The following is a 23,632-nucleotide window of genomic DNA, read 5'->3' on the forward strand; positions in this document are numbered from 1 at the left end:
AATGAGTTGCCCATCCGTAGCTTCAAAGAGTGACTATTACTGACTTCTCCCACTCCGCAGGCCTCGGCCTCGCTACAGGCCTGGCACTCATCGTCGCGATCGGGGCACAGAACGCGTTCGTGCTTCGCCAGGGGATCCGCGGCGAGCACATAGGCCCCATCGTCGCTGTCTGCGCGCTCTCCGACGCCGTCCTCATCGCCGCCGGTGTGCTCGGCATTGGTGCCCTGGTCTCCGCCGCTCCGGCCGCCGTCGTCGTCCTCCGTTACGTGGGCGCGGCGTTCCTGGTGACCTATGGTTTGATGGCCGCACGACGGGCCTTCCGTCCGCAGTCGCTGACCGGCGACGGCCCGGACGACGGCGGGGCGAAGCGCGGCCTTGCCGGCGCTGTCGCCACCGTCCTGGCCCTGACGTGGCTCAACCCCCACGTCTATTTGGACATCGCCCTGATCGGCTCCCTGGCCAGTGGGCAAGGGACTCCCCTGCAATGGTGGTTCGGCGCTGGGGCGATGTTCGGCAGCATTCTGTGGTTTTGCTCGCTGGGATTTGGTGCGAGGTATCTTCGTGGCTTCTTTTCGAGGCCGCGCTCATGGCGGATCCTGGACGGTGGAATCGCCGTGACCATGGTGGCCCTGGGTGCAGGCCTGGTCCTCGGCGCGTGACTCAGCCCATGGACTCCGCGCGCAGTTCACTCACATGCAGCATTCAGAAAACTCCCAGTAACTGGGAGGATCATGGGTGACATGAAAAAGAACGGTCCCGAAGCCAAGCTTCTTGTGGTTGATGACGAACCCAACATTCGTGAGCTGCTGTCCACGTCGCTGCGTTTTGCAGGCTTCGAGGTGGTGGCCGCGTCCAACGGTCGCGAAGCCCTCGCGGCGGCCGATCTCCATGCCCCGGACCTCGCCGTCCTGGACGTCATGCTGCCGGATATGGATGGATTCACCGTTACGCGGCGCCTCCGCGCGGCCGGCAAGCACTTCCCCGTCCTGTTCCTCACAGCGAAGGACGACACCGAGGACAAAGTCACGGGCCTCACCGTGGGTGGCGATGACTACGTCACCAAGCCCTTCAGCCTCGACGAAGTGGTGGCCCGCATCCGAGCCGTCCTCCGCCGTACCCAGCCACTGGAAGACGACGACGCTGTCATCCGCGTCGACGACCTCGAACTCGACGACGACGCCCACGAGGTCCGCCGCGGCGGCACGGTCATCGAGCTGTCCCCCACGGAGTTCAAGCTCCTGCGCTACCTCATGCTCAATCCCAACCGCGTCCTTTCCAAAGCCCAGATCCTGGACCACGTGTGGGAGTACGACTTCAACGGCGACGCCTCCATTGTTGAGTCGTACATTTCGTACCTTCGCCGCAAGGTGGACATCGATCCCGACGCTGCGGCTCTCATACAGACCAAGCGCGGCGTGGGCTACGTGCTCCGGACGGCAGAGAAGCGCTGACCTTGCTGCAACGCTGGAAATCGGCCTCACTGAGGTCGCAGCTCGTCGCCATCATCATGGGCCTGCTTCTGCTGGCCCTGGCGGCGACGGGCTCGGGAACGCTGACCCTCGTCAAGAGCTACCTGCAGGGTCAAGTGGACGACAAGCTCAAGGCTGCAGTCGCGTTGGCGCAGGAGCAGGAGGGTTTCAACAAGCTGGCACAGCCCAACACGGCAGCCCCCACCGACTCCGCCGTACCCACGGACTACTCGCTGACGTTGTACATACCGGGCCTGGAACCGAATCCCTTCGGCGGCAGCCAGAGCGATCGTCCCGCGATCACCAACATCACGCCGGCCGAAGCCAAGCTTCGCGGCAATGCGCCCTACCAAGTTAAGGGCACTGCAGGTAGCAACTGGCGCGTGGTAGCCATTGCAGTCAACACTTCCGATGGTCGCAACGGCGTCGTGATTATCGGGCTGCCGCTCACGCCAGTGGACAAAGTCATGGAGCACGCCGTCCTGGTAGTGGTCGGCGTGGGCCTGCTGACGCTGGTGCTGGCCTTCTTCATCGCCACGTGGACCGTGGCCCGCTCCTTCAGGCCCTTGGCCAAAGTGGAAAAGACGGCTGCGGCGATCGCGGCCGGCGATTTGTCCCGCCGTGTGGAAATCGACAATCCGCACACCGAAGTTGGCCGTCTCGGCGGATCGCTGAACGCCATGCTGGCACACATTGAGGCCTCGTTCGCAGCCCGGGCTGCTTCCGAAGGCCGTATGCGGCGCTTTGCGGCCGACGCCTCCCACGAACTTCGCACGCCCCTGGTCACCATCCGGGGTTTCTCGGAGCTCTACAGGCATGGCGCCCTGACCACGGAAGAAGATGTGGCCATGGCTATGGGCCGGATCGAAAGCGAAGCCAAGCGGATGGGCTCCATGGTCGAAGACCTGCTGCTGCTGGCCAGGCTGGACGAACAGCGGCCACTGCAGCTCAAGCCAGTGGACCTGCACCTCCTGGCCCACGACGCCATGGTGGACACCAAAGCTTCCTCCGGCGACCGGACCATCACGCTGACAGGACTCGACGGCGGCTCCCCCGCTCCCGCGCCCGTACAAGGCGACGAAGCCAAACTCCGGCAGGTCATTGGCAACCTGGTGGGCAATGCCCTGCGTTATACGCCCGAAGGCAGCCCGATCGAACTTGCCGTGGGTGTCCGGAACACGCCCACAGGTGCCGAGTCGGTCATCGAGATCCGCGATCACGGACCGGGAATTCCGGAAGCCGAGACCAACAAGATTTTCGAACGCTTCTACCGCGCAGACACCTCGCGAACCCGCGAGACGGGTGGCAGCGGACTTGGCCTGGCGATTGTGGCTGCGATCGTGGGCTCGCACGGCGGAAGCGTCCGTGTTTCAGAGACCGACGGCGGTGGCGCCACCTTGGTGGTCAGCCTTCCCTTCCATGAGGAACCTGCCGAGCTTTTGTCGACGTAGCGCTGCACTTCGAAGCCGTTTTCCACATAGCGGCAAACGTCCGTTCCGCGGTTGAAGCCTCCTGCCTAGGCTCGATGTTGTGGCCCACACTTCCCGCCGCAACATGCGGAACATCTTCGTCGAAAGGCACAACCCATGACCGTCATCTCCGTCGATACCGAGATGCTCCAGCTCAAATCCGACAACGTTCGGGGCACTATCGACCGCATCAGTTCGGACGTCCACACCATGAAGCGCGGACTTGAGGAACTCCAGGCCACATGGAAAGGAACTGCGGCCGCGAATTTCCAGTCGCTGGTACTGGAATGGTCCCTGACGCAAAGCAAGGTTGAGGCATCGTTGGCCTCCATCACGCTGGCGTTGTCCACTGCGGCCTCGAGCTACGCGGAAGTCGAGCAGGGCAACACCCAGCGCTTCACGTACTAGGAACCGCCAAGCCCGAACAAGGCAGTGCCGTGCACTCCTGTGGGGCCGGATGTCTTCCCCTTATCCATCCGGCCCTACAGGTCATGGCGGCCTGATTCGTCCTCAGCGGGCGTCGCTTCCTTAGGGCTCCAGCGTGCCCTGGTGGAACCTTAGCCGCCATTGGCCGCGGTCCAGCATCCAGATCGAGCTGCGGAGGGCCGAGCCCGTGTGGGCGTAGCTGCGGTAGTTCAGCAAGATGGTGGTGTCACCGAGGCGGTCGGCGCTCAGGAGCTCCAGCTCTCCCGGTTCGCCGGGGTCCTCTTCCAACGCCACCATCATGGCATCCCGCGTCCAAAACCGGCCCGAGCTGCCAATTTCGGCGAAGTCCGGGTGCAGCAGCACTCCGATCCTGCCAATGTCCGCCCTCACGTCAGGTCTCAGCAGTTCCCGTTCCAGGGCAAGTACAGTTTCTTCCGGCGAGAGCTCCGGGGCCGACGCATCATCTTCCAGTTCGCTGAAAAGATCAGCTTGGCCGAAGATGCCTGACTCTCCGAAGAGCGTCGGTTCGAAGTGAGGTCGGGAACTCCGGGAGGGCGCGGCAACAGTGCTCGGGGACGAGGCCGTCGCAGCGGCGGCCCTGCTGGTGGTAACCGTCGCGGAGCTTGCTGTAGTCCCCATCGACGTGCTCACGGAGGTCCCGGAACCTGCGGCTACTGCTTCGTTCTTGGCCCCTGGGAAACCTGGCCCGACCCGGGGCGCAACGCCCTGCTGATAGGCCGTGGCCACAGCCCGGGCCCGCTCATCGGCCGCTTCGTTGAGATCGTGTCCCGCGTGGCCTTTGACCCACTCGAAGGTGTATTTGCGGCCAATGATCGCCTGGTCAATATCCTTGAGGAGGTCGACGTTGAGGACCGGCTTGCCGTCCGCCTTCCGCCAGCCCTTGCGCTTCCAGCCCGGCATCCATTTGGTGATGCAGTTGATGACGTACTGGCTATCGCACAGGATCAGCAGTTCCTCGTGGGGAACATGCGCGGTGGAGCGGAACAGGTCCAGCACTGCCATGAGCTCGCCTTGGTTGTTGGTGCCGTGAGGCCAACCTCCCGCGCGCCAACAGGAGTCGTCAACATACCAGGCCCAACCGGCCGGCCCAGGATTACCGAGGGCAGACCCATCGGCGGCAGCAATAATCGTCATACCGTTAATCCTGCCAGAACCCACAGACACTGAAACCGTGGTAGGCAGCAAAAACGGCGGCCCGCACCAGAAGGTGCGGACCGCCGTCGTTAGCTCTGAAACGTGATGTTCAGCGAGGGGCTTAGAAGCCGCCCATGCCGCCCATGTCGTCGCCGCCCGGAGCCGGAGCGTTCTTCTCGGGCTTGTCAGCCACTACAGCCTCGGTGGTCAGGAACAGACCAGCGATGGAAGCAGCGTTCTGGAGAGCCGAGCGGGTGACCTTTACGGGGTCGTTGACGCCGGCAGCCAGGAGGTCTTCGTAGACGCCCGTGGCAGCGTTCAGGCCGTGGCCGGAAGGCAGGCCGCGAACCTTGTCGACGACAACGCCCGGCTCGAGGCCAGCGTTGAACGCGATCTGCTTCAGCGGAGCGTCGATGGCAACCTTGACGATGTTGGCACCGGTTGCCTCGTCACCCTGCAGGGTGAGGTTGGCGAATGCCTTGGCGCCTGCCTGGATGAGGGCAACGCCACCACCGGCAACGATGCCTTCTTCAACAGCAGCCTTGGCGTTGCGGACTGCGTCCTCAATGCGGTGCTTGCGTTCCTTGAGCTCAACTTCGGTTGCGGCACCGGCCTTGATGACTGCAACGCCACCGGCCAGCTTGGCCAGGCGCTCCTGCAGCTTCTCGCGGTCGTAGTCGGAGTCGGAGTTTTCGATCTCGGCACGGATCTGGGCCACGCGGCCTGCGATCTGCTCAGCGTCGCCGGCACCTTCAACGATGGTGGTCTCGTCCTTGGTGACAACAACCTTGCGGGCGGTACCGAGGAGTTCCAGGCCAGCGTTTTCGAGCTTGAGGCCAACTTCTTCGGAGATGACCTGGCCGCCGGTGAGGATGGCGATGTCGGCCAGCTGTGCCTTGCGGCGGTCACCGAAGCCCGGAGCCTTGACGGCGACGGACTTGAAGGTGCCACGGATCTTGTTGACGATCAGGGTGGCCAGGGCCTCGCCCTCGATGTCTTCGGCGATGATCAGCAGCGGCTTGTTGGACTGCATGACCTTCTCCAGAACCGTGACGAGTTCCTTCACGTTGGAGATCTTGGAGTTGACGATCAGGATGTACGGGTCTTCGAGGACCGTTTCCTGGCGCTCTGCGTCGGTGACGAAGTAAGCGGAGATGTAGCCCTTGTCGAAGCGCATGCCCTCGGTGAGCTCGAGCTCCAAGCCGAAGGTGTTGGATTCCTCGACCGTGATGACGCCTTCCTTGCCCACCTTGTCCAGGGCTTCGGCGATCAGGCTGCCGATTTCCGGGTCACCGGCGGAGATGGAAGCCGTGGCTGCGATCTCTTCCTTGGTTTCGATTTCCTTGGCGGAAGCCAGGAGTTCGTTGATGACTGCTTCAACAGCCTTCTCGATGCCGCGCTTGAGGGACAGCGGGTCGGCGCCGGCGGCAACGTTGCGCAGGCCTTCCTTCACCAGTGCCTGGGCGAGGACGGTTGCAGTGGTCGTACCATCGCCAGCGACGTCATCCGTCTTCTTGGCAACTTCCTTGACCAGTTCTGCACCGATCTTCTCGTAAGGGTCGTCCAGCTCGATCTCCTTGGCGATGGAAACGCCATCGTTGGTGATCGTGGGGGCGCCCCACTTCTTTTCGAGGACGACGTTGCGTCCACGCGGGCCGAGGGTGACCTTAACGGCGTCAGCGAGGATGTTCAGGCCCCGCTCGAGGCCGCGGCGTGCCTCTTCATCAAATGCAATGATCTTGGCCATAACGGCGGTAGTCCTTTCGGGACAGTCGTTAAGAAGGTACCTGTCAGATGCGGTGCCCGCGACGGACGGTCCTTTGCTTGCGGCCTATGTATGCCCCGCGCTCCGAACCTCACCACACCAAGGTTTTTCTTGATCCTCCAGCGGTCCGGCAGCCGATCGGGACCGGCGTAAGCCGAGCCGTACTTAGCAGTCGAACCGTAGGAGTGCTAAATCAATAATTAGCACTCGACCGGGGAGAGTGCAAGCAGGAATGCGCCTTTGCGACGGAAATCAAGGGGGTTTCAGCCATGAGCTGAGCCGATGAAGTGCCGGTCTCCAGCGAGGCTAGGCGACGTGCACTCCTTCTGCCTGCGGCCCTTTCTGGCCCTCCCCCAATTCAAACTCCACCCGCTGGCCCTCCTCGAGGGCCCGGAAGCCATCCATCTGGATGGCGGACCAGTGTACAAAGACGTCGTCGCCGGACTCATCAACAGTGATGAAGCCGTAGCCTTTTTCGGCGTTGAACCATTTGACGGTTCCCAATGCCATGATGCCCACACTTTCGCAGTAGCCAAGACCGGTTGCCGGGATCTCCGTACCGGAATCAATCCACTGTAACCACAGTCACTATCACGGCGCTGCCGGTGAGGGGCGGGGCATCGTTTTTGTTATTGAGGCTTAACCGAGTTGGGGCTTGGGGGTGCTTCTACAGCGGCCCTCTACTGGTATCCGGGGCCGGCAACAACCACCAGGGGCTGCTGGATTTCCGGGGACTCCACGATCGATTGGATGCGCAGCAGAGCACCCAACGCCTCGGCGTTGGCCTTCTGCGCAGGACTGTTGTAGAAGATCACGGAGGTCTGCTGCGGCAGGCCGCCCCAGTTGCCAACCGTGCTCAGCGTCCATCCATCGCCCTCTACCAGGCCGGCCACCCGGCCTGCCAGGCCAGCCGTGCCGGCGCCGTTGTAAACCGCAACGGGGGTGGTTTTGTCCACCGCAGCCGAAGACGGAGTCTCGGACGGAACGTTGGACGGTGAAGCCTCCGGGCTCGGTTCGCCGGAAGCTGCGGGAGCTGATTCGCTGGGCGCCGCAGACGGTGAGGCATCAGTCTGCTGGGGCGCCGGCGTCGAGACGTTCGAGGAAGCGCTGGGGCCCACAACACCGAGGTTTGGAAGGATCAAGAACGCCACCAGGCCGAGCACCAGAGCGACGGCTCCAACGGTGAGGACCGGCCACAAGGTGGGGCGGGCAGTCTCCTGGGCGTCACGGTGAACGCCCTGGCGATTGGTGTTCTGCGGAACCTGGTCGAATTCATCCCTGGCATATTTGGTCATGGTGAAGCGTTGTCCTTGCTGGTTGCTGCTGACAGATCAGCCTGGCGATTTACGCGTCGGACCCCAAGCGACGTGCCGTCCGCGCACGTTGGCGGGACGTACGTAGTCTACGCAATCTCTTGACGAGCATGGGATCGTGAGCCAACGCGTCCTCGGTATCGATCAGCGCGTTCAGGATCTGGTAGTAATGGGTGGCGGAGAGATCGAACAGCTCGCGGATAGCCTGTTCCTTGGCGCCGGCGTACTTCCACCACTGCCGTTCAAGTGCCAGCATTTGCTGGTCCCGCTCACTCAGGGGGGATTCGCTGCGGGTTTCAGCCGCGAGGTCCTCGAGCGAAAAACCTGTCGCCTGCGGCGCCATCGGTTCCGGTGCTGGTTCGGCCACGGCACACTCCTTCGACGCTTGGTGGGAAATTGTCCTACCCCTATGTTACGGGCGAATAACAACGCTGTCATTCGCCCCGTTTGGCGGGTGCGGGAGACAATGGCGTGATGACTGGCGAGGATGCACTGTTTGAACTTGAACCGGCGGGCGTGGCGGATACCAACTTCGCCGAACTGATTGACCGTCCGTTGGAGGAGCTCATGGCGCCTGACTGGGCGGACGCCTTGCGGCCCGTGGAAGACCAACTCCGCGCCGCCCTCGCGTTCGTCGCCGGCCAGGCCGCCAATGGAAGCCAGGTCCTCCCTGCCTCTGACAATCTTCTGCGCACCTTCAAACAACCGCTGGCCGACGTCAAAGTACTCATACTCGGCCAGGACCCGTACCCAACCCCGGGACACGCCGTCGGCCTTTCCTTTGCCGTTTCACGGAGCACGCGCCCCATCCCGCGGAGCCTCGCCAATATCTACCGCGAACTTCACGACGACCTCGGCCTGCCACCGCGAGTCCATGGCGACCTCAGCGCCTGGACCAGCCAGGGTGTCCTTCTGCTGAACCGTGTCCTCAGCGTTGAAGCGGGCAATGCCGGCTCCCATCGCGGCAAAGGCTGGGAGGACATTACGACGGCGGCCGTCACCGCCGTCGCCGACCGCACCACCGGGGCCGGACAGCAACGCCCACTGGTGGCCATCCTGTGGGGGAAAGACGCAGAGGGCGTCGTGCCGCTGCTCAAGGGAGCGCCGTCGGTGGTATCGGTCCACCCCAGCCCCTTGTCGGCATCGCGGGGCTTCTTTGGCTCCAAACCGTTCAGCCGGGCCAATGAGCTTCTGACACAGCAGGGCGCCGAGCCGATCGACTGGGAACTGCCGGTCCTCTAGCGCTCCTCCACGTTCCGCCGCCTTCCCACCAACCCTCCATCACCAAGGCCGCGAAGCATACGGAACGTGAGAGAGCGTTTGCCCGAAGCGTACGGAACGTGAGCGAGCGTCCGCCCGAAGCGTACGGAACGTGAGAGAGCGTCTGCCCGAAGCGTACGGAACGTGAGAGAGCGTTTGCCCGAAGCGTATGGAACGTGAAGGAGCGCGTAACGTTCGACTCGCGCCCAGCAGACGTCCAGCGCATTAGCTTAGGCTTGCCTATATGGCCGCTCTCCCCGTCACCTCGTCCGCTACCCGCAATACCCGCCCACAGGTCAACCTGACCGTGCTCAGGAAAGAACTCCTTTCCCCACACATGGTGCGGATTGTGGCCGGTGGGCCGGGCTTCAGCGATTACGCAAACAACGACTACGTGGACCGCTACGTCAAAATCGTTTTTCCCCAGCCGGGCGTCGACTACGACTTCCCGCTGGACCTCTGGACCATCCGCGAGACCATGCCGCGCGAGCTATGGCCCCACACCCGGACCTACACCATCCGGTGGGTCGACCTGGCGGCCCAGGAGTTGGCGATCGACTTTGTTGTCCACGGTGACGAGGGACTTGCCGGCCCGTGGGCTGCAGCAGCCGAACCAGGCGAAACGCTGGTCTTCACGGGCCCTGGCGGTGGATTCAATCCCAACCCCGACGCCGACTGGTATCTTTTCGCGGGCGACGACGCCGCCATCCCAGCGGTTGCTGCAGCCGTGGAGGCCCTTGCCCCTGACGCGCGCGGTGTTGCCTACCTGGAGGTGGATAGTGAGGCGGACATCTTGCCAATCGCAGCGCCGGCTGGCCTGGAACTGCACTGGCTGCTGCGCCGCGGCGTACCTGCCGGATCGAGCGACCTCCTGCTGGAGGCACTGAGGAACACCGAGTGGCTGCCCGGCCGGGTGGACGTCTTCGCCCACGGCGAGCGGGGCTATATGAAGGGCCTCCGGGAGATCTTCTTCGTCCAGCGCGGCTTGGAACGTTCCCAGGTTTCCTTGTCCGGATACTGGGCACAGGGGCGCGTCGAAGAGGTCTTCCAAGCTGAGAAGAAGCTCCCCGTAGGGAAGATCTAGCAACTCGAGTTTGCCTACAAGTAATGCCCTTAAGAAACCTTCTTAAGGGCATTACTTGTACACAAACTTTCGGCAGGTTAGCGCCGGCGCACCCTCCGGCGTTCATTGCTGGACAGGCCCTTTGTGAGCGGCCTGGCCAGGTTGTCGCCCAGCACGATGCCCGCGGCCACACCCAGCACAATCGCACCGGCGTTGAGCATCCCGCCCGCGCCGGCCAGGAAGTCGCCCCCTTCAACTGTGAGAGCATACATCGAACGGAAGATGGTCAGGCCCGGCAGCAGAATCAGCGCCGCGGGGACAGCAACGACCAGCTGGGGGGCGCCCAGTTTCAGCGCTACGACACGCGCCAGCAAGCCGATGATCACCGCCGCGACAGCAGGCGACAAACGATCGCCAAGACCGGCTTGGCCGACCCCCCACAAAACGAAGAAGCCCACTATGCCGACTGCCGCCGTCGGAATTAACAAACGCGTTTGGGTTTGTTCCGTGACGCCGATGGCAACCACCGCGACGGCGATGAGGATGGCGCGGCCCCACAGCGGATACGCGTCGGGGAATGTTTGCGTGACATCCAGGACGGCGCTGCCCATCAGCGTGCCCACGACGACAGCGACGCCGATACCTGCCACGATCGCGCCAAAGGTAAGCAGTGTGGAGAGGAACCGGCCCGCGGCCGTGACCGGGAAGCCGTTGATCGCATCCTGTACCGACGAAACGAGCCGGCCCGTTGGGAGCAACAGCAGGATTCCGCCCGCCACCACAATGGAGGGAGCGATGTCCACACCAGCCCAGCGGAGCATCAAGGCGATGAAGGTGACAAGGAACGCGCAAGCCATGGTGTTGAAGAAGTCTGCTGTCCTCCATCTGGCCAGTTGACGGGAAAGCAGGCTGATCAGGATGTTGGAGCCGAAGGCCACCGCTGACGCGCCGAGCCCGCCGCCCAGGACGCCCACGAAGACAGCCGCGAAGATACCGAACGCTATAGTCACCATCCATCGCGGGAAGGGCTTGGCGCTGCGGATGATCTCGTTCAACCGGCGCACGGCTTCGTCGCGGCCCACTCCCCCGGCCACGATGTCCGTGACCAGTTGGTGCACCTGCGCCAGGCCGGCGTAGTTGTTTGTCCAGGAGCGCACCACGCGGAGGAGCGTGATGGGCGTCTGGTCCTTGGGCGCATAGTTGATGGCCACCGACTGGTTGGTGATGTCCACTTCAACGTTCTTCAGGCCCAGGGCAGCCGTGACGGCGATCATGCTCGTCTCGACTTCCAAGGCGCCGGCGCCGTACCGGAACATAACCTCAGCCAGGTGCAAGGCAAAGTCGATGGTCTTGCGGGCGGATGCATCAACACCAACCACCTGGATGGTGGGGTTGGCATAGGGGCTGCCCGCCAGCCGGTCCACGATGTTCATGGGCGCCGTCGGCGGGCTATCGCCTTGCACCAGGCGCATAAGCATGCGTTTGGCGTTGACGTTCTGCCGGACCTGCGACGGCCTAAGCGGCTGGGTCTTGGGCAAGCCGTCCGTGTGGGGCCTGCTACCGGACCCCTCGGGGCGTTCAGTCACGCGGTGATCCTCCCCTGCGCTTGTGTGATTAGTGGTTCCTCCGGAGTTTTCCTACGACCGGCAATTTCTCAAGTGGCAATCTTCCCAGTACTGTCTGGGCGGCTCCTGCAAGCTTCCTGGCCACGCGGTAGGCGTTGAACGTGAGCGGGTTCACTGGTGCCACGAAGTCGCCAATCAGCTGGACCACTTCGCCGCCAAACCCCTTCTTGAATTCATACCCACCGTGGCCGGTGTCGTCCTGGCCTTGGATGCCGAACGTGCCATAGAAGTTGTAACGCGAGTACCCGTTGTTGAGGGCGTGGAGCATCATGCCCCAGTACAGGGACGTGGCGCCGTTGAAGTAGATGTAGTCCTGCACCGTGCCGCCGATGACGCACGTCAGCTCGTCGCCGGAGCACGCGAAGTGGATGGCCGCCACCGTAGCCACCCCCACGGAATCGGGGAATCGCTCGATGTCCTTGAGGCTGCGCTCGTAGCTGTCCACGAGGTCCTGGACCACCTTGACGCGGTTGGCCTTCTTCTTGCTGCCGGTCTCCTCGACCTCGCGTTTCAGTTCGGCCAGGGTCTTGGATTCAGCTTCGAGTCGTTCGGTGATGGACGCGCGGTACTCGGGAATGTTGATCTTGGCCATCATGAGCTTGGTGAACTCATCAGGGGTGTTCCGGAGAAGTTGCTCGTAGTACTCCCGTTCGCGGTACGTGAAGCCCTTCTCGTCGCCAGCGGTGCTCAGCGCATTGTAGAAGTCATCCAGCGTCTCCAGCGTGGCCTGTTCCAGGTACACGCCGTTCTTCTCAGCCTTCCGGATGGCCTTGCGGGTGCGGTAGTTCATGCCCATGATGAGCTCTTCGGAGTCCGCGAAACCATCGAGCTGCTTGATGAACATCCAGTTGATGTTGGCGAAGTTCATGTCGAAGCCCTGGTGTTGGAAGCCCAAGCCTTCAAGTTCCTTGAGCAGCGGGCGGTTGTCCTCAACCTCCGGGTGCTCGGCGCCGTCTTCGTCACGGGCGATGTAACGAAGGTTCGGCGAGATCCGCAGTTCCGCCGCCTTCTTCGAGGCGGCATGCTTTTTCAACTGCTCGACGACGAAGCGAACCACGGCGGGGTCGCTGTAGTCCATCAGCGGTCCCTTGGCGCAGTCCGCGGTTTTGTAGCCAAAGCGGTTGGACGTGTACACGAGCTTTCCCGCCGCAATGAGGCTCTCGCCGCGGGTAACGCCGAAGAGTTCGACTTCCTGGCCACGTGCGCGTTGGAAACGCGTCAGGTCCATGGACTGGATGAAGCTCCCCTGCGGGTGTCCCTTGGCAAACGTCTCGAAATCAGCGTCACTGAGAATCACGAATTCCATGTCGGTTCCAGCCTCGATCGGAGTCAAAGAAATTACCTCACCTAGATTAGATTTGCGCCCGTTGGTGGCCGGGGCGGGCCTGTGGTTGGCTTGCTGGCTTTGGCTGTCCGTCAGTAGAACTGACCGCCGGTGCGCATGGTTTCGAGCCTTCTGAACACCTTCTCCGCACCCTTGAGCCACAGCTTGTAGCGGACAGGGCCCAGTACGAGGTCGTAGCAGCCCACGAAGTCCGTGACGGTCTTGGTGAAGCTTGTCTTGAAAGATCCCAGGCCGTAGAGCGGGTGGCTCTTGTCCTTGATCCTGGCAGCAGGGGGCGTGCCGCAAAAGTCGTATTCCACGCAGCCGAGCTCCTGCATGCGCTGGATCGCTGCCCACTGGACCAAGTGCGAGTCGCCATACTGTTTGCGGTTCTGCGTGGAACCGCCGTCCTTGTAGGTTGCCTTGGAACCGTAGTTGATGACGAAAGCGCCAACGCTGGGCGCACCGTCCTCGTAGACGAAGAAGAAGTGTCCCTGGCCCCGGCTGCAAAACTCTTCCCAGAACGTGGCGTAGTACTCGTAGCTTCGCAGGGGCATGGCGCCTTTGGCGTTCATGGTGTTCTGCATCAGGGCGTAGAGCTTCCTGTAGCTGTCCTCGCCCGGCTCCGCCTCCACAACTTCGCAGCCCTCGCGCTCCGCCCTCCGGACCGCGTTGCGGGCGCGGGACGAGATGCTGCGCAGCACTTCGTTGGCCGGGGCGGAGATGTCCAACAGCGCTGTGGAATCGTTGGATTGGATGTTCGGGGCCTTAACCAGGCCAGCGGCCTGCAGTTGGGCAGCCACCTCAGGTGAGTCCACGACGTCGGGCTCTATCTTGATGGTGAAGACGTTCATCTTCTGTTCCCTCGCCAACGCCGCCACCGCCCTGAGCATGGGCTCGATCTCATCCGCCGACGCAGCGTCCGGGCCCTTGATCAGGTACCAGAGCCGTCCCAGCACGGGGAACTTCTTCTCCAGCAGCAGGTTGTAACTGGAGTAGCCGGCGGCTTCAACCACCAGGCGGCGGACCAGCCAGCCGTTGCCATCCTTGACCGCCGCGTAGGCGTCCGACTGCAGCATGTTGCCGCCGTTCGGATTGGCCGTGACGTGCTTGTCCCAGTTATCGGTTTCCTCGGCGGTGGCAAAGCGGGCAGTAAATTCTCGCAAGGTGGCCGTGTCCAATCTCAGGGTTTTGGTGCTGTGTTCAAAAGCGTGATGCGCATGCGGACATGCAGCCCCAAGTCTATCGGGCTGAGAAAAATCGTCAGGTTCCGCACTACAACCGGATCTGGTCCGCACTTTCCAATTTGATGGCCTTCGGCGCCTTTCCGAGTTCCCGCTGGCCGCTGGCCAGTCGATCCGCGTTCACCAGCCGGCTGAGGCTGAGCCCGGTCACATCCGCAATTTCTCCGATGGGCACCTGGAACGTCCGGAACGGACCCAGCGGCGGCGGTTCGCCTTCAAGGAGCCGCTGGTCGATGGCCCTCTTCAGTTCCACTTTGCCCAGCAGCGGCGACTGGTCCAAAACGAACCCGACGGCGGCAAGCTTGGCATCGCTGGTCCACGCCGCGATCTTCCAGAATTTCCTTGGAACCTGGACACCCCTGTAGGGAGGATCATCATCGAGCAAGACCGGCCCGGTAAACACACTGAGCTTGGCGTCGTAGGCATCGGCATGTCCCAACACGTGGTCCTCCAGGCCCACCCAGAGTTCCTTGCCTTGGTTGAAGTCGTCCACCTGTGGCGCTGCGTTGGTGAAGGAAAAGGTGGCCTGGTTGGCTTTCTTGGCCGTTGCAGCGTCACCCCAGACGGGGTCCAGACGCCGCACCAAATGCCCGCGGTCGAAGGCGTTGTTTTTGTAGACGTCCGGACCGGCCTGCTGTTCCCGGGGAATCCTGTCATCGAAATGCCAGGTCCCCTCCCGGGCCAGTGGGTTCAGTTCCTTGCCGTTGATGTTCACTCCCACGATCGCCGCGAGCTTCCGGGAAGCCCGGAAACGCACGGAGAAGTGGATGTAGTCCAAAAGAATCGTCGTTGCCGACGGACTGGGCAGTTCAAGGCGTGCCCGCAAAAAATCCCTGTCGTATCCCCCGCTCATGGATACAGCATGGCACTAGGCACTGACAGTAAACAGACTCAGCATTCGACGACGTTGACGGCGAGGCCGCCCATCGCTGTTTCTTTGTACTTGTGGGACATGTCCTTGCCCGTTTCACGCATGGTCACGATCACCTCGTCCAACGAGACCCGGTGCGTCCCGTCACCCCACAACGCCATCTTCGCCGCGTTGATCGCCTTCGCCGCAGCAATCGCGTTCCGCTCAATGCACGGGATCTGCACCAACCCCCCGATCGGATCACACGTCAACCCCAGGTTATGTTCCATCGCGATCTCCGCCGCGTTCTCCACCTGACCCGGGGTACCACCCATCACCTCGGCCAGGCCCGCGGCAGCCATCGACGACGCCGACCCCACCTCGCCCTGGCAGCCCACCTCGGCACCCGAAATGGACGCCTGCTCTTTGTACAACACACCCACCGCACCGGCTGCGAGCAGGAACTTCACCACCACATCATCCCGGTCCTGCTGAGTGGCCTGGTCCATGCCCGGGGCGTAATTCAACGCGTAATACAACACCGCCGGAATGATCCCCGCCGCACCATTGGTCGGCGCCGTCACCACCCGGCCGCCCGAAGCGTTCTCCTCATTGACCGCCAACGCGATCAGGTTCACCCACTCCTGCCAATACTTCGGATCGTTCCGGTCCTTGTCCTCCTTCAGGAGCCGCTCCAGCCAGTCCGGTGCACGACGCCGGACCTTCAAACCACCCGGCAACACACCCTCACGCTTCAACGAGGTCTCAACACAGGCCTCCATCACCGACCAAATATGCAGCAAACCCTCCCGGATCTCCTCCTCGGACCGGGACGCCCGCTCGTTAATGAACATGATGTCGCTGATCCCCAACCCCTTGGACGCGCACCTGCCCAACAACTCCGCCGCCGTCCTAAACGGCAACGGCAACTCCTTCTTGGACTCCTCCAACTCAGCCTGCGCCGCGTTCTCCTCACCCTCACGGACAATGAACCCACCACCGACCGAAAAGAACGTCGCCTCCTTCAGCACATTGCCCCCGGCATCGGACACAGCAAACCGCATCCCATTCGTATGCCGCGGCAACACCGTCAACGGATGAAGAACCATATCCTCCACCGCATACGGCAACTCCACACCGCCACCCGAGGCCCCCGCCAGGTTCAACACACCCGTCTCAGCGATCGCCGCAAGCCGCTCCTCCACTTCCTCGGGAAGGATCAACTCCGGGTGGAACCCCTCCAACCCCAGCAACGTCGCCGTCATGGTCCCATGCCCACGACCCGTCGCAGCCAACGACCCATACAGGTCCACCCGCAACGACGCCACCGAATCCAGGACACCAGCGTCCCGCAACTCACCAGCAAACACCGCCCCAGCCCGCATCGGCCCCACAGTATGCGAACTCGACGGCCCAATGCCTACAGAGAACAGATCGAAAACACCAACAGCCATAGCCGTGATTCCTTCATAAAACTTGAGATGTCCCGGCAGATGGTCCTGCCGGATGGCCACTCCCGCTTGTGGCGGAAGGCGACCGAAGCACGACGCCGGATGGCCCCCAAAGGCGGCAACCCGGCGTCGCGAATTATTCAGTTACTACAAACCACGCTACGCCCACTGGGCTCGCGTGGCGGGATCCCTAGGACAGGTCTCCGCCATTCTTGGAGGCGTATTCCTCGGCGGAGAGCAGCGGGCCGTCCTCGGTGGCGGCCACCTTGAACAACCAGCCAGCGCCGTAGGGGTCGTTGTTGATGAGCGCGGGGTCGGAAACAACGGCGTCGTTGGTTTCCGTGACCTCGCCGGTGACGGGCGAGTACAGGTCGGAGACCGACTTCGTGGACTCGACTTCGCCACAGGTTTCGCCTGCGGTGACGGTGGAACCTACCTCGGGCAGGTCAACGTAGACAATGTCGCCCAGGGCGTCGGTGGCAACCTCGGAGATACCAACAGACACCGAGTTCCCTTCGCCGCGGGAAACCCACTCGTGCTCGTCGGAGTACTGAAGTTCGGGCGCTACTTTGGGCATTCTGTTTCCTTACGTGTGGTGAATGAAAAACTGGCTACTTTTGACGCTTGTAGAACGGCAGGGCAACGACTTCGAAGGGCTCGGCCTTGCCGCGCAGGTCGATGTCCAGCGCAGTCCCAACTTCGGCAAACTCGACGTCGACATACGCCAACGCTACCGGGTAGCCGAGCGTCGGGCTGGGTTGGCCGGAGGTCACCTCGCCAACAACAACCCCGTCCCTCAAGACCGGGTAGTGGCTGCGGCCAGCGCGGCGGCCCAGACCCTTGAGGCCTACGAGCTTGCGGCCGCTGGTGGAACCGGCACCCTCTGCCTTCAAGGCAGCCAGTGCTTCCTTGCCAACAAAGTCGCCTTCCTTGGACAGTGCAACCACGGGCCCGAGTCCCGCGGCGAACGGGTTGCCTTCACGGGAAAGCTCGTTGCCGTAGAGGGGCATGCCTGCTTCGAGGCGGAGGGAGTCGCGGGATGCGAGGCCGGCGGGGATGAGCTCACCCTCCTCCGCGACAGCGGCAATGGCCTGCCACAGGGCTGCGGCGGATTCGTTGGGCACGAAGATCTCGAAGCCGTCCTCGCCGGTGTAGCCGGTGCGTGCCAGGAGCAGTTCCTGGCCGCTGCCTGCTACCAGGAAGGTGACCTCGACGGCGGCGTAATACTTCAGTTCCATCAGCAGGGAGTGCTGCTCGGCAGGCACAAGGCGCAGGAGGATTGCTTCGGCGAGGGGACCTTGGACGGCGATGAGTGACGTCTCGGCGGAGGCATCCTTAACAACGACATCGAAGCCGGCGGACCGCTCCTGAAGGGCGTCAGCGACTACCTTCGCGTTGCCCGCATTGGGGACTACAAGGAACTTGTCCTCGCCTTCTTCGGGCGAGGGGCGACGGTAGGTGATGAGGTCATCGATGATGCCGCCGTCTTCCTGGCAGATCAGCGAGTATTTGGCTTTGCCCTCGGCCATGGCGGAGATTTTGCCCACCAGCGCGTAGTCCAGGAACGCAGCAGCTTCCGGCCCGGTGACCCAGACTTCGCCCATGTGGGAGAGGTCGAACAGGCCGGCGGACTTACGGACTGCATGGTGCTCAGCCAGTTCGGAGGAGTACTTGAGCGGCATCTGCCAGCCACCGAAATCGGTGAAGGACGCGCCGAGCTTCTTGTGCTCCTCGTAGAGGGCAGTGTAGTTCTCAGTCATTGCGGGAACCCCTTAGTTCTCGAAGTCTTCGATGGGCGGGCAGGAGCAGACCAGGTTGCGGTCTCCGGCTGCGCCGTCGATGCGGCCCACGGGCGGGAAGTACTTGTCCTGCTTCAGGTGGTGGACCGGGAAGGCGGCCTGCTCGCGCGGGTACGACCGGTCCCAATCGGAACTTACGACGGCGGCTGCCGTGTGCGGCGCGCGGCGAAGCGGGGAATCCTGCACGGAGAAGTCACCGGCAGCAACCTGGTCGATTTCCTTGCGGATGGTGATCATGGCTTCGATGAAGCGATCGATCTCGGCAAGGTCCTCGGATTCGGTGGGTTCCACCATCAGCGTGCCCGCCACCGGGAAGGCCAGGGTGGGAGCGTGGAAGCCGAAGTCGATGAGGCGCTTGGCTACGTCTTCAGCCGTGACCCCGGTCTCGGCCGTCAGTTCGCGGAGGTCCAGGATGCACTCGTGGGCAACAAGTCCGCCTTCGCCGGTGTAGAGCACCGGGAAGTGGTCGTTGAGGCGCGAAGCGATGTAGTTCGCAGCAAGCAGGGCTGACTTGGTGGCTTCGGTGAGGCCCTGGCCGCCCATGAGCTTCACGTAAGCCCAGGAGATCGGCAGGACGCCGGCGGATCCAAAGCGGGACGCGGAAATCGGGACGTCGTTGCCTTCGGTCCAGGACGCGGCATCGCCGGGCATGAAGGGTGCCAGGTGTGCCTTGGCCGCAACCGGTCCAACGCCGGGTCCGCCACCGCCGTGCGGGATGCAGAAGGTCTTGTGCAGGTTCAGGTGGGAGACGTCGCCGCCGAACTTGCCCGGCTGGGCCAAGCCAACCAGCGCGTTGAGGTTGGCGCCGTCGATGTAGACCTGGCCACCGGCCTCGTGGATGGCGTCACAGACTTCGCGGACGTCGGCGTCGTACACACCGTGCGTGGACGGGTAGGTGATCATGATGGCAGAGAGGACGTCCCTGTTGGCCTCGATCTTGGCCTTGAGGTCGACGTGGTCGATGGTGCCATCGGGCGCGGTGGCCACAACCACTACCTTCATGCCGGCGAGCACTGCCGACGCGGCGTTGGTGCCGTGGGCGGAGGCCGGGATCAGGCAGACGTTGCGCTGGTCATCGCCGTTGGAGAGGTGGTAGCCGCGAATGGCCAGCAGGCCAGCCAGCTCACCCTGGGAACCGGCGTTGGGCTGGATGGAGACCTGGTCGTAGCCGGTGATCTCGGTCAGCTGCGCCTCGAGGTCGGTGATCAGCTCACGCCAGCCTTCGGTCTGGGAGTCCGGCGCGAACGGGTGGATGGAGGCGAACTCCGGCCAGGAAATGGCTTCCATCTCTGCCGTGGCGTTCAGCTTCATGGTGCACGAACCCAGCGGGATCATGGTGCGGTCCAGTGCGAGGTCCCGGTCGGAGAGCTTGCGGATGTAACGCAGGAGCTGGGTTTCGGAGCGGTGGGTGTTGAACACCGGGTGCTGCATGAAGTTGCTGGTGCGCTCAACTGAAGCTTCAAGCGCGAAGCCCTCAGCGGACTCAAGTACCGAAGCGCCGAAGACATCGAGGACACGACCGACAATCTCGGAAGTAGTGGTTTCATCGACCGAAATGCCAACCGTGTCCGCGTCGACGCCGCGCAGGTTAATACCGCGCGCATCGGCCGCTGCAACAACTTCGGCAGCCTTGCCTGGAACGCGGACCGTGATGGTGTCGAAGAACGAGCCGTGGAGGACCTCGACGCCGGCAGCCTTCAGGGATGCGGCCAAGGTGCGGGCGTGTCCGTGTGCGGTCTCCGCGATCGCCTTCAGGCCCTCGGGGCCATGGTAAACCGCGTACATCGAGGCCACGATGGCCAGCAGCGCCTGTGCGGTACAGATGTTGGACGTGGCCTTCTCGCGGCGGATGTGCTGCTCGCGGGTCTGCAGCGCCAAGCGGTAGGCGGGGACACCGGCGTCGTCCTTGGAAACGCCCACCAGGCGACCGGGCATGGAACGCTCCAGGCCCTTCTGGACCGCCATGTAAGCGGCGTGCGGACCGCCGAAGAACAGCGGCACGCCCAGGCGCTGCGCGGAACCAACAGCAATATCGGCGCCCTGCTCACCGGGAGGGGTGATGAGCGTCAGGGAGAGGAGGTCGGCCGCGACGGTGACCAGCGCACCGCGCTCCTTGGCCTCGGCAATGACGGCAGAGTGGTCGAACACGCGACCGGAAACGCCCGGCTGCTGGAGGACGACGCCGTTGATGGCACCCTCCGGGAGGCCGGCGCTGAGATCGGCAACCTCAACCTCGAAACCCAGTGCCTCGGCGCGGCCCTTCACGATCGCGATGGTCTGCGGGAGGCAGTCGGCGTCGAGAACGGTCTTGCCGTCCTGGGCAGCCTTGTTCTTGTTGGCGCGGCGCATCATCAGGACGGCCTCGGCCACGGCCGTTGCTTCGTCCAGGAGGGAGGCGTTGGCGATGGGCAGGCCCACCAGGTCCTGGACCATGGTCTGGAAGTTGAGCAGTGCTTCGAGGCGGCCCTGCGAGATTTCCGGCTGGTACGGGGTGTACGCCGTGTACCAGGCCGGGGACTCAAGTATGTTGCGGCGGATGACAGCCGGCGTGACGGTGTCGTAGTAGCCCTGCCCGATCATCTGGACGGCAGTCTTGTTCTTCGAGGCGAGCTTGCGCAGCTCAGCCAGGACTTCGACTTCGCTCAGGGCGTTCTGCAGGGTGAGGGCGACGTCCTGGCGGATATCGTTGGGAACGGCGGTGTCGACCAACGAATCAACAGTGTCGTAGCCGACGGACTTGAGCATGGTCTCAATGTCGGCCTGGCGGCGGGCGCCGATATGCCGATCGACGAAGGTGGTGGAGGCAGAACTAACCGTCACGAAGGAACTCCATTACTTGGGCGGCGTTTGGGTACGCCACAGCGGCTGGGTTCCTCCCCGCTCTGTATTGGACCTGAGAGTTTCCGCGCTGTTTGGACAACATCGCTTGCACCGTCGGTGAGCACAACGCTCTTTCACCCTTAGGTGGGCAGAACGCCTGCTGCTTTCCAGAGTTGCCTTGCCGCGGCGGTGCGTGGGCCTGAGAGATTCCTGGGGAGGGTTTGCTCCTACGGCGCCTGCATCACATGCTTGCAGGACTCTCCCGCCGCAGATCATAGGCAATGTTCAGTTATAACGTGACCCCGGTTCAGGGCAGGCCACAAGGGTTAATTGTCCTACGTGCGGGGCGTCGCCGCAAATGGGCTGACGTGCTACTTCCGCAGCCGCTCCAGCACTCCGAGCAGGATTTCGACGTCGGCCTCCCGGCCATCGTTGCCGGCCTCCTGGCCGCCCTCGAACATTGCGTTGAAATACAGCCCGTCGCCCATGTAGCTAACGGCCTTCGCGACCTCGGGGCCGACATCCTTGGCGAGGACATCGAGCCATTGCTTTTGGATTCCGGCAAACCTGCGGCGGGTTTCTTCGTGGGCAACCTCGGCCAGGCGGGTCGCGGCAACAAACGCACGGTCCATCGGCGTCCCGGCCCACAGGGACGTCCGGATGAAGTAGGCGGCAGCACCGTCCGGCGCGGCCCTCATCTGCTCAATATCCTGTTCGGCCAGTTGGTCCAGGCGTTCCAGCAGGGCGCTGATCAGCGACTCCTTGTTGGGAAAGTGGTACAGCAACCCACCCTTGGAGACGCCGGCCCGTTTGGCGACAGCGTCGAGCGTGGCAGCCCGCTCCCCTACCTCTATGAGGAGGGCTTCGTAGGCATCCAGGACGGCGTCCCGGGCAACTGGTTTTCGTGGCATGTGTACATCATTCCCTAAAGGTTTGCTGGGGTTTAATTTGAAACTATACCGTCTGGACGGTACAGTAAGAGCATGTTCTCGCCGTCCTCCACCAAAGCTCCCCGTTCCGCTCGTCCCGTCATGGGCCCTGCAGCACCGTGGCGCGACTGGACGGCCCTGGCACTCCTGATGTTCCCGGTACTGCTGGTGGCCGTCGACAACACCGCGCTCACCTTTGCCCTGCCCGAAATTGCCCGATCCCTGGATGTTGGCGGCGTGCAGCTGCTCTGGATCGTGGACGCCTACCCGCTGGTCCTTGCCGCGCTCCTCGTTTCCATGGGCAACCTCGGCGATAGGATCGGACGACGGCGGCTGCTCCTGATCGGCAGCACAGGCTTCGCTGCGGTGTCGGCTGCTACGGCGTTCGCGCCTTCCGCCGAATGGCTGATTGCCGGCCGCGCCGGCCTTGGCGTCTTCGGCGCAATGCTGATGCCCTCCACGCTTTCCCTGATCCGGAACATCTTCACCGACCCCAACCGCCGCCGGCTCGCAATCGCCGTATGGGCTGCCGGGTTCTCCGGTGGTGCCGCCCTCGGCCCGATCTTCGGCGGTTGGCTGGTAGAACACTTCTGGTGGGGCGCCGTTTTCCTGGTGGCAGCCTTCCTGCTGCTGCCGCTGCTCGCCTTCGGCAGGGCCTTGATCCCCGAGTCCAAGGACGCAAACCCCGGCCGCGTGGATGTCCCCAGCATCGCTCTGTCGATATTCACCATGGCTCCGTTTGTCTACGGCATCAAGGAATTCGCGGTGCACGGCTTTGGGCCGACAGCAGCGGTGTTCATGCTTTTCGGCTTGGTGATGGGTGTTCTCTTCGTCCGTCGCCAGCAGAAGATCGACAGCCCGATGCTGGATGTCAGCCTGTTCAAGAACAAGGTGTTCAGTACGGCGATCATTGCCAACGTACTCTCGCTGTTCTCCATGACCGGCTTCATCTACTTCTTCGCGCAGCACCTGCAATTGGTTGAAGGTCAGTCCCCCATGGAGGCTGGTATCGCAATGATCCCCGCGCTCCTGGCAACAGTCATCGCCGGCCTGCTGGTGGTGCCCCTGGTCAAAAAGATCCGGCCCGGCTACGTGGTGGCTGGCGGGTTGACGCTCAGTGCCGTCGGCTACTTCGTAGCTGTCGTGGGCGACCACGGTAGCGGCCCGGTGTTCCTCCTGTCGGCACTCACTGTGCTTGCCGTCGGCGTTGGTGCTGCGGAGACCATCTCCAATGACCTCATCCTGGCCTCCGTACCGGCTGACAAATCGGGAGCGGCGTCAGCCATCTCCGAGACCGGTTACGAGTTGGGTTCGCTTTTGGGAACGGCAGTCCTTGGCTCCATCCTCACCGCCTCGTACCAGCACAACCTGGTCATACCCGACGGTGTGGCCGGCCATGCCGCCGAGAAGTCCGGGGAAACCCTGGCCGGCGCGGTTGATGTAGCTTCCACGCTCCCGGCCCCGTTGTCCGAAGCGCTGACAGCCGCCGCACGCGTCGCCTTCGACTCCGGTGTCCACATCACCGCGGCGATTGGGCTGGTACTCATGGCCGGAGCGGCAGCCCTTGCCGCCGTCGTACTTCGCCGTGTCCCCAAGGCGCAATAGCCGACAACGAGTAAAACAGTCCGCCCACACAAGGAGGCCGGGTCGCTGAGCGGCCCGGCCTCCTT

The 23,632-nt window shown here is 63.1% G+C and carries 21 protein-coding genes and 2 riboswitches; of the genes, 7 read left to right on the plus strand and 14 right to left on the minus strand.

From position 1 onward, the window contains the following. The first annotated feature begins 29 nt into the window (after positions 1-29). The 4 genes from AC5RU9_RS15120 to AC5RU9_RS15135 all read left to right on the plus strand — a co-directional run bounded on the left by AC5RU9_RS15120 (position 30) and on the right by AC5RU9_RS15135 (position 3,346). Positions 30-659, plus strand: coding sequence for a LysE/ArgO family amino acid transporter (locus AC5RU9_RS15120; protein WP_494017073.1), 630 nt, complete (start codon positions 30-32; stop codon positions 657-659). An 81-nt stretch (positions 660-740) separates the two neighbouring features. Beyond that, entirely contained in the window at positions 741-1,451 is a 711-nt protein-coding gene (locus AC5RU9_RS15125; RefSeq protein ID WP_026543233.1) for a response regulator transcription factor, read from the plus strand. A 2-nt stretch (positions 1,452-1,453) separates the two neighbouring features. Next, positions 1,454-2,920, plus strand: coding sequence for a sensor histidine kinase (locus AC5RU9_RS15130; protein WP_494017074.1), 1,467 nt, complete (start codon positions 1,454-1,456; stop codon positions 2,918-2,920). Positions 2,921-3,055: 135 nt separating this feature from the next. Further along, complete coding sequence (locus AC5RU9_RS15135) at positions 3,056-3,346, plus strand: WXG100 family type VII secretion target (protein ID WP_211712852.1); 291 nt, start codon at positions 3,056-3,058, stop codon at positions 3,344-3,346. A gap of 120 nt (positions 3,347-3,466) precedes the next feature. Here AC5RU9_RS15135 and AC5RU9_RS15140 read toward each other — a convergent pair whose 3' ends face one another. From AC5RU9_RS15140 to AC5RU9_RS15160, 5 genes are all read right to left on the minus strand, one after another. After that, positions 3,467-4,519, minus strand: coding sequence for an RNase H family protein (locus AC5RU9_RS15140; protein WP_494017075.1), 1,053 nt, complete (start codon positions 4,517-4,519; stop codon positions 3,467-3,469). A 121-nt stretch (positions 4,520-4,640) separates the two neighbouring features. After that, a complete protein-coding gene (groL, locus tag AC5RU9_RS15145; RefSeq protein WP_172324129.1) occupies positions 4,641-6,266 on the minus strand; it encodes a chaperonin GroEL in 1,626 nt (541 codons plus the stop codon). Between the two features lie 324 nt (positions 6,267-6,590). After that, positions 6,591-6,794, minus strand: coding sequence for a cold-shock protein (locus tag AC5RU9_RS15150; RefSeq protein ID WP_091467554.1), 204 nt, complete (start codon positions 6,792-6,794; stop codon positions 6,591-6,593). A gap of 170 nt (positions 6,795-6,964) precedes the next feature. After that, the gene (locus AC5RU9_RS15155) at positions 6,965-7,579 is read right to left on the minus strand and encodes a LytR C-terminal domain-containing protein (RefSeq protein ID WP_494017076.1); all 615 of its coding nucleotides are present in this window, start codon (positions 7,577-7,579) and stop codon (positions 6,965-6,967) included. A 49-nt stretch (positions 7,580-7,628) separates the two neighbouring features. Then, positions 7,629-7,964, minus strand: coding sequence for a DUF3263 domain-containing protein (locus tag AC5RU9_RS15160; RefSeq protein ID WP_397334646.1), 336 nt, complete (start codon positions 7,962-7,964; stop codon positions 7,629-7,631). A gap of 107 nt (positions 7,965-8,071) precedes the next feature. On the opposite strand from AC5RU9_RS15160, the gene AC5RU9_RS15165 reads away from it, so the two are divergent. Next, positions 8,072-8,839: a uracil-DNA glycosylase gene (locus AC5RU9_RS15165; protein WP_494017077.1), complete on the plus strand. Its 768-nt coding sequence runs from the start codon at positions 8,072-8,074 to the stop codon at positions 8,837-8,839. A 262-nt stretch (positions 8,840-9,101) separates the two neighbouring features. Continuing rightward, the gene (locus tag AC5RU9_RS15170) at positions 9,102-9,941 is read left to right on the plus strand and encodes a siderophore-interacting protein (protein WP_494017078.1); all 840 of its coding nucleotides are present in this window, start codon (positions 9,102-9,104) and stop codon (positions 9,939-9,941) included. Between the two features lie 77 nt (positions 9,942-10,018). Here the strand turns inward: AC5RU9_RS15170 and AC5RU9_RS15175 are convergent, their stop codons facing one another. From AC5RU9_RS15175 to AC5RU9_RS15215, 9 genes are all read right to left on the minus strand, one after another. Beyond that, positions 10,019-11,506, minus strand: a complete 1,488-nt coding sequence (locus AC5RU9_RS15175) for a threonine/serine exporter family protein (RefSeq protein WP_211712847.1) — start codon at positions 11,504-11,506, stop codon at positions 10,019-10,021. 28 nt (positions 11,507-11,534) lie between these two features. Then, positions 11,535-12,851, minus strand: a complete 1,317-nt coding sequence (locus tag AC5RU9_RS15180; RefSeq protein ID WP_494017143.1) for a peptidoglycan bridge formation glycyltransferase FemA/FemB family protein — start codon at positions 12,849-12,851, stop codon at positions 11,535-11,537. A gap of 110 nt (positions 12,852-12,961) precedes the next feature. Then, positions 12,962-14,050, minus strand: a complete 1,089-nt coding sequence (locus AC5RU9_RS15185; RefSeq protein WP_494017079.1) for a lipid II:glycine glycyltransferase FemX — start codon at positions 14,048-14,050, stop codon at positions 12,962-12,964. A 94-nt stretch (positions 14,051-14,144) separates the two neighbouring features. Continuing rightward, positions 14,145-14,966 carry a DNA/RNA non-specific endonuclease gene (locus AC5RU9_RS15190; RefSeq protein WP_494017080.1) on the minus strand — a complete coding sequence of 274 codons (822 nt, stop codon included), beginning with the start codon at positions 14,964-14,966 and terminating at the stop codon, positions 14,145-14,147. A 38-nt stretch (positions 14,967-15,004) separates the two neighbouring features. Beyond that, a complete protein-coding gene (locus AC5RU9_RS15195) occupies positions 15,005-16,417 on the minus strand; it encodes an L-serine ammonia-lyase (RefSeq protein WP_494017081.1) in 1,413 nt (470 codons plus the stop codon). A gap of 187 nt (positions 16,418-16,604) precedes the next feature. Then, a complete protein-coding gene (gcvH, locus tag AC5RU9_RS15200) occupies positions 16,605-16,991 on the minus strand; it encodes a glycine cleavage system protein GcvH (RefSeq protein ID WP_211712838.1) in 387 nt (128 codons plus the stop codon). Between the two features lie 34 nt (positions 16,992-17,025). Then, positions 17,026-18,174 (minus strand): glycine cleavage system aminomethyltransferase GcvT, encoded by a 1,149-nt coding sequence (gcvT, locus tag AC5RU9_RS15205; RefSeq protein ID WP_494017082.1) that lies wholly within the window; start codon positions 18,172-18,174, stop codon positions 17,026-17,028. Positions 18,175-18,186: 12 nt separating this feature from the next. After that, the gene (gene gcvP, locus AC5RU9_RS15210; RefSeq protein ID WP_494017083.1) at positions 18,187-21,033 is read right to left on the minus strand and encodes an aminomethyl-transferring glycine dehydrogenase; all 2,847 of its coding nucleotides are present in this window, start codon (positions 21,031-21,033) and stop codon (positions 18,187-18,189) included. Positions 21,034-21,085: 52 nt separating this feature from the next. Further along, positions 21,086-21,209, minus strand: a riboswitch (glycine riboswitch). Position 21,210: 1 nt separating this feature from the next. Then, positions 21,211-21,308: riboswitch (glycine riboswitch) on the minus strand. A gap of 96 nt (positions 21,309-21,404) precedes the next feature. Beyond that, complete coding sequence (locus tag AC5RU9_RS15215) at positions 21,405-21,944, minus strand: TetR/AcrR family transcriptional regulator (RefSeq protein WP_211712835.1); 540 nt, start codon at positions 21,942-21,944, stop codon at positions 21,405-21,407. A gap of 72 nt (positions 21,945-22,016) precedes the next feature. On the opposite strand from AC5RU9_RS15215, the gene AC5RU9_RS15220 reads away from it, so the two are divergent. Further along, entirely contained in the window at positions 22,017-23,567 is a 1,551-nt protein-coding gene (locus AC5RU9_RS15220; protein WP_494017084.1) for an MFS transporter, read from the plus strand. Positions 23,568-23,632: the final 65 nt, after the last annotated feature.

This window comes from Arthrobacter sp. B0316-5-4 (genome assembly GCF_059090325.1).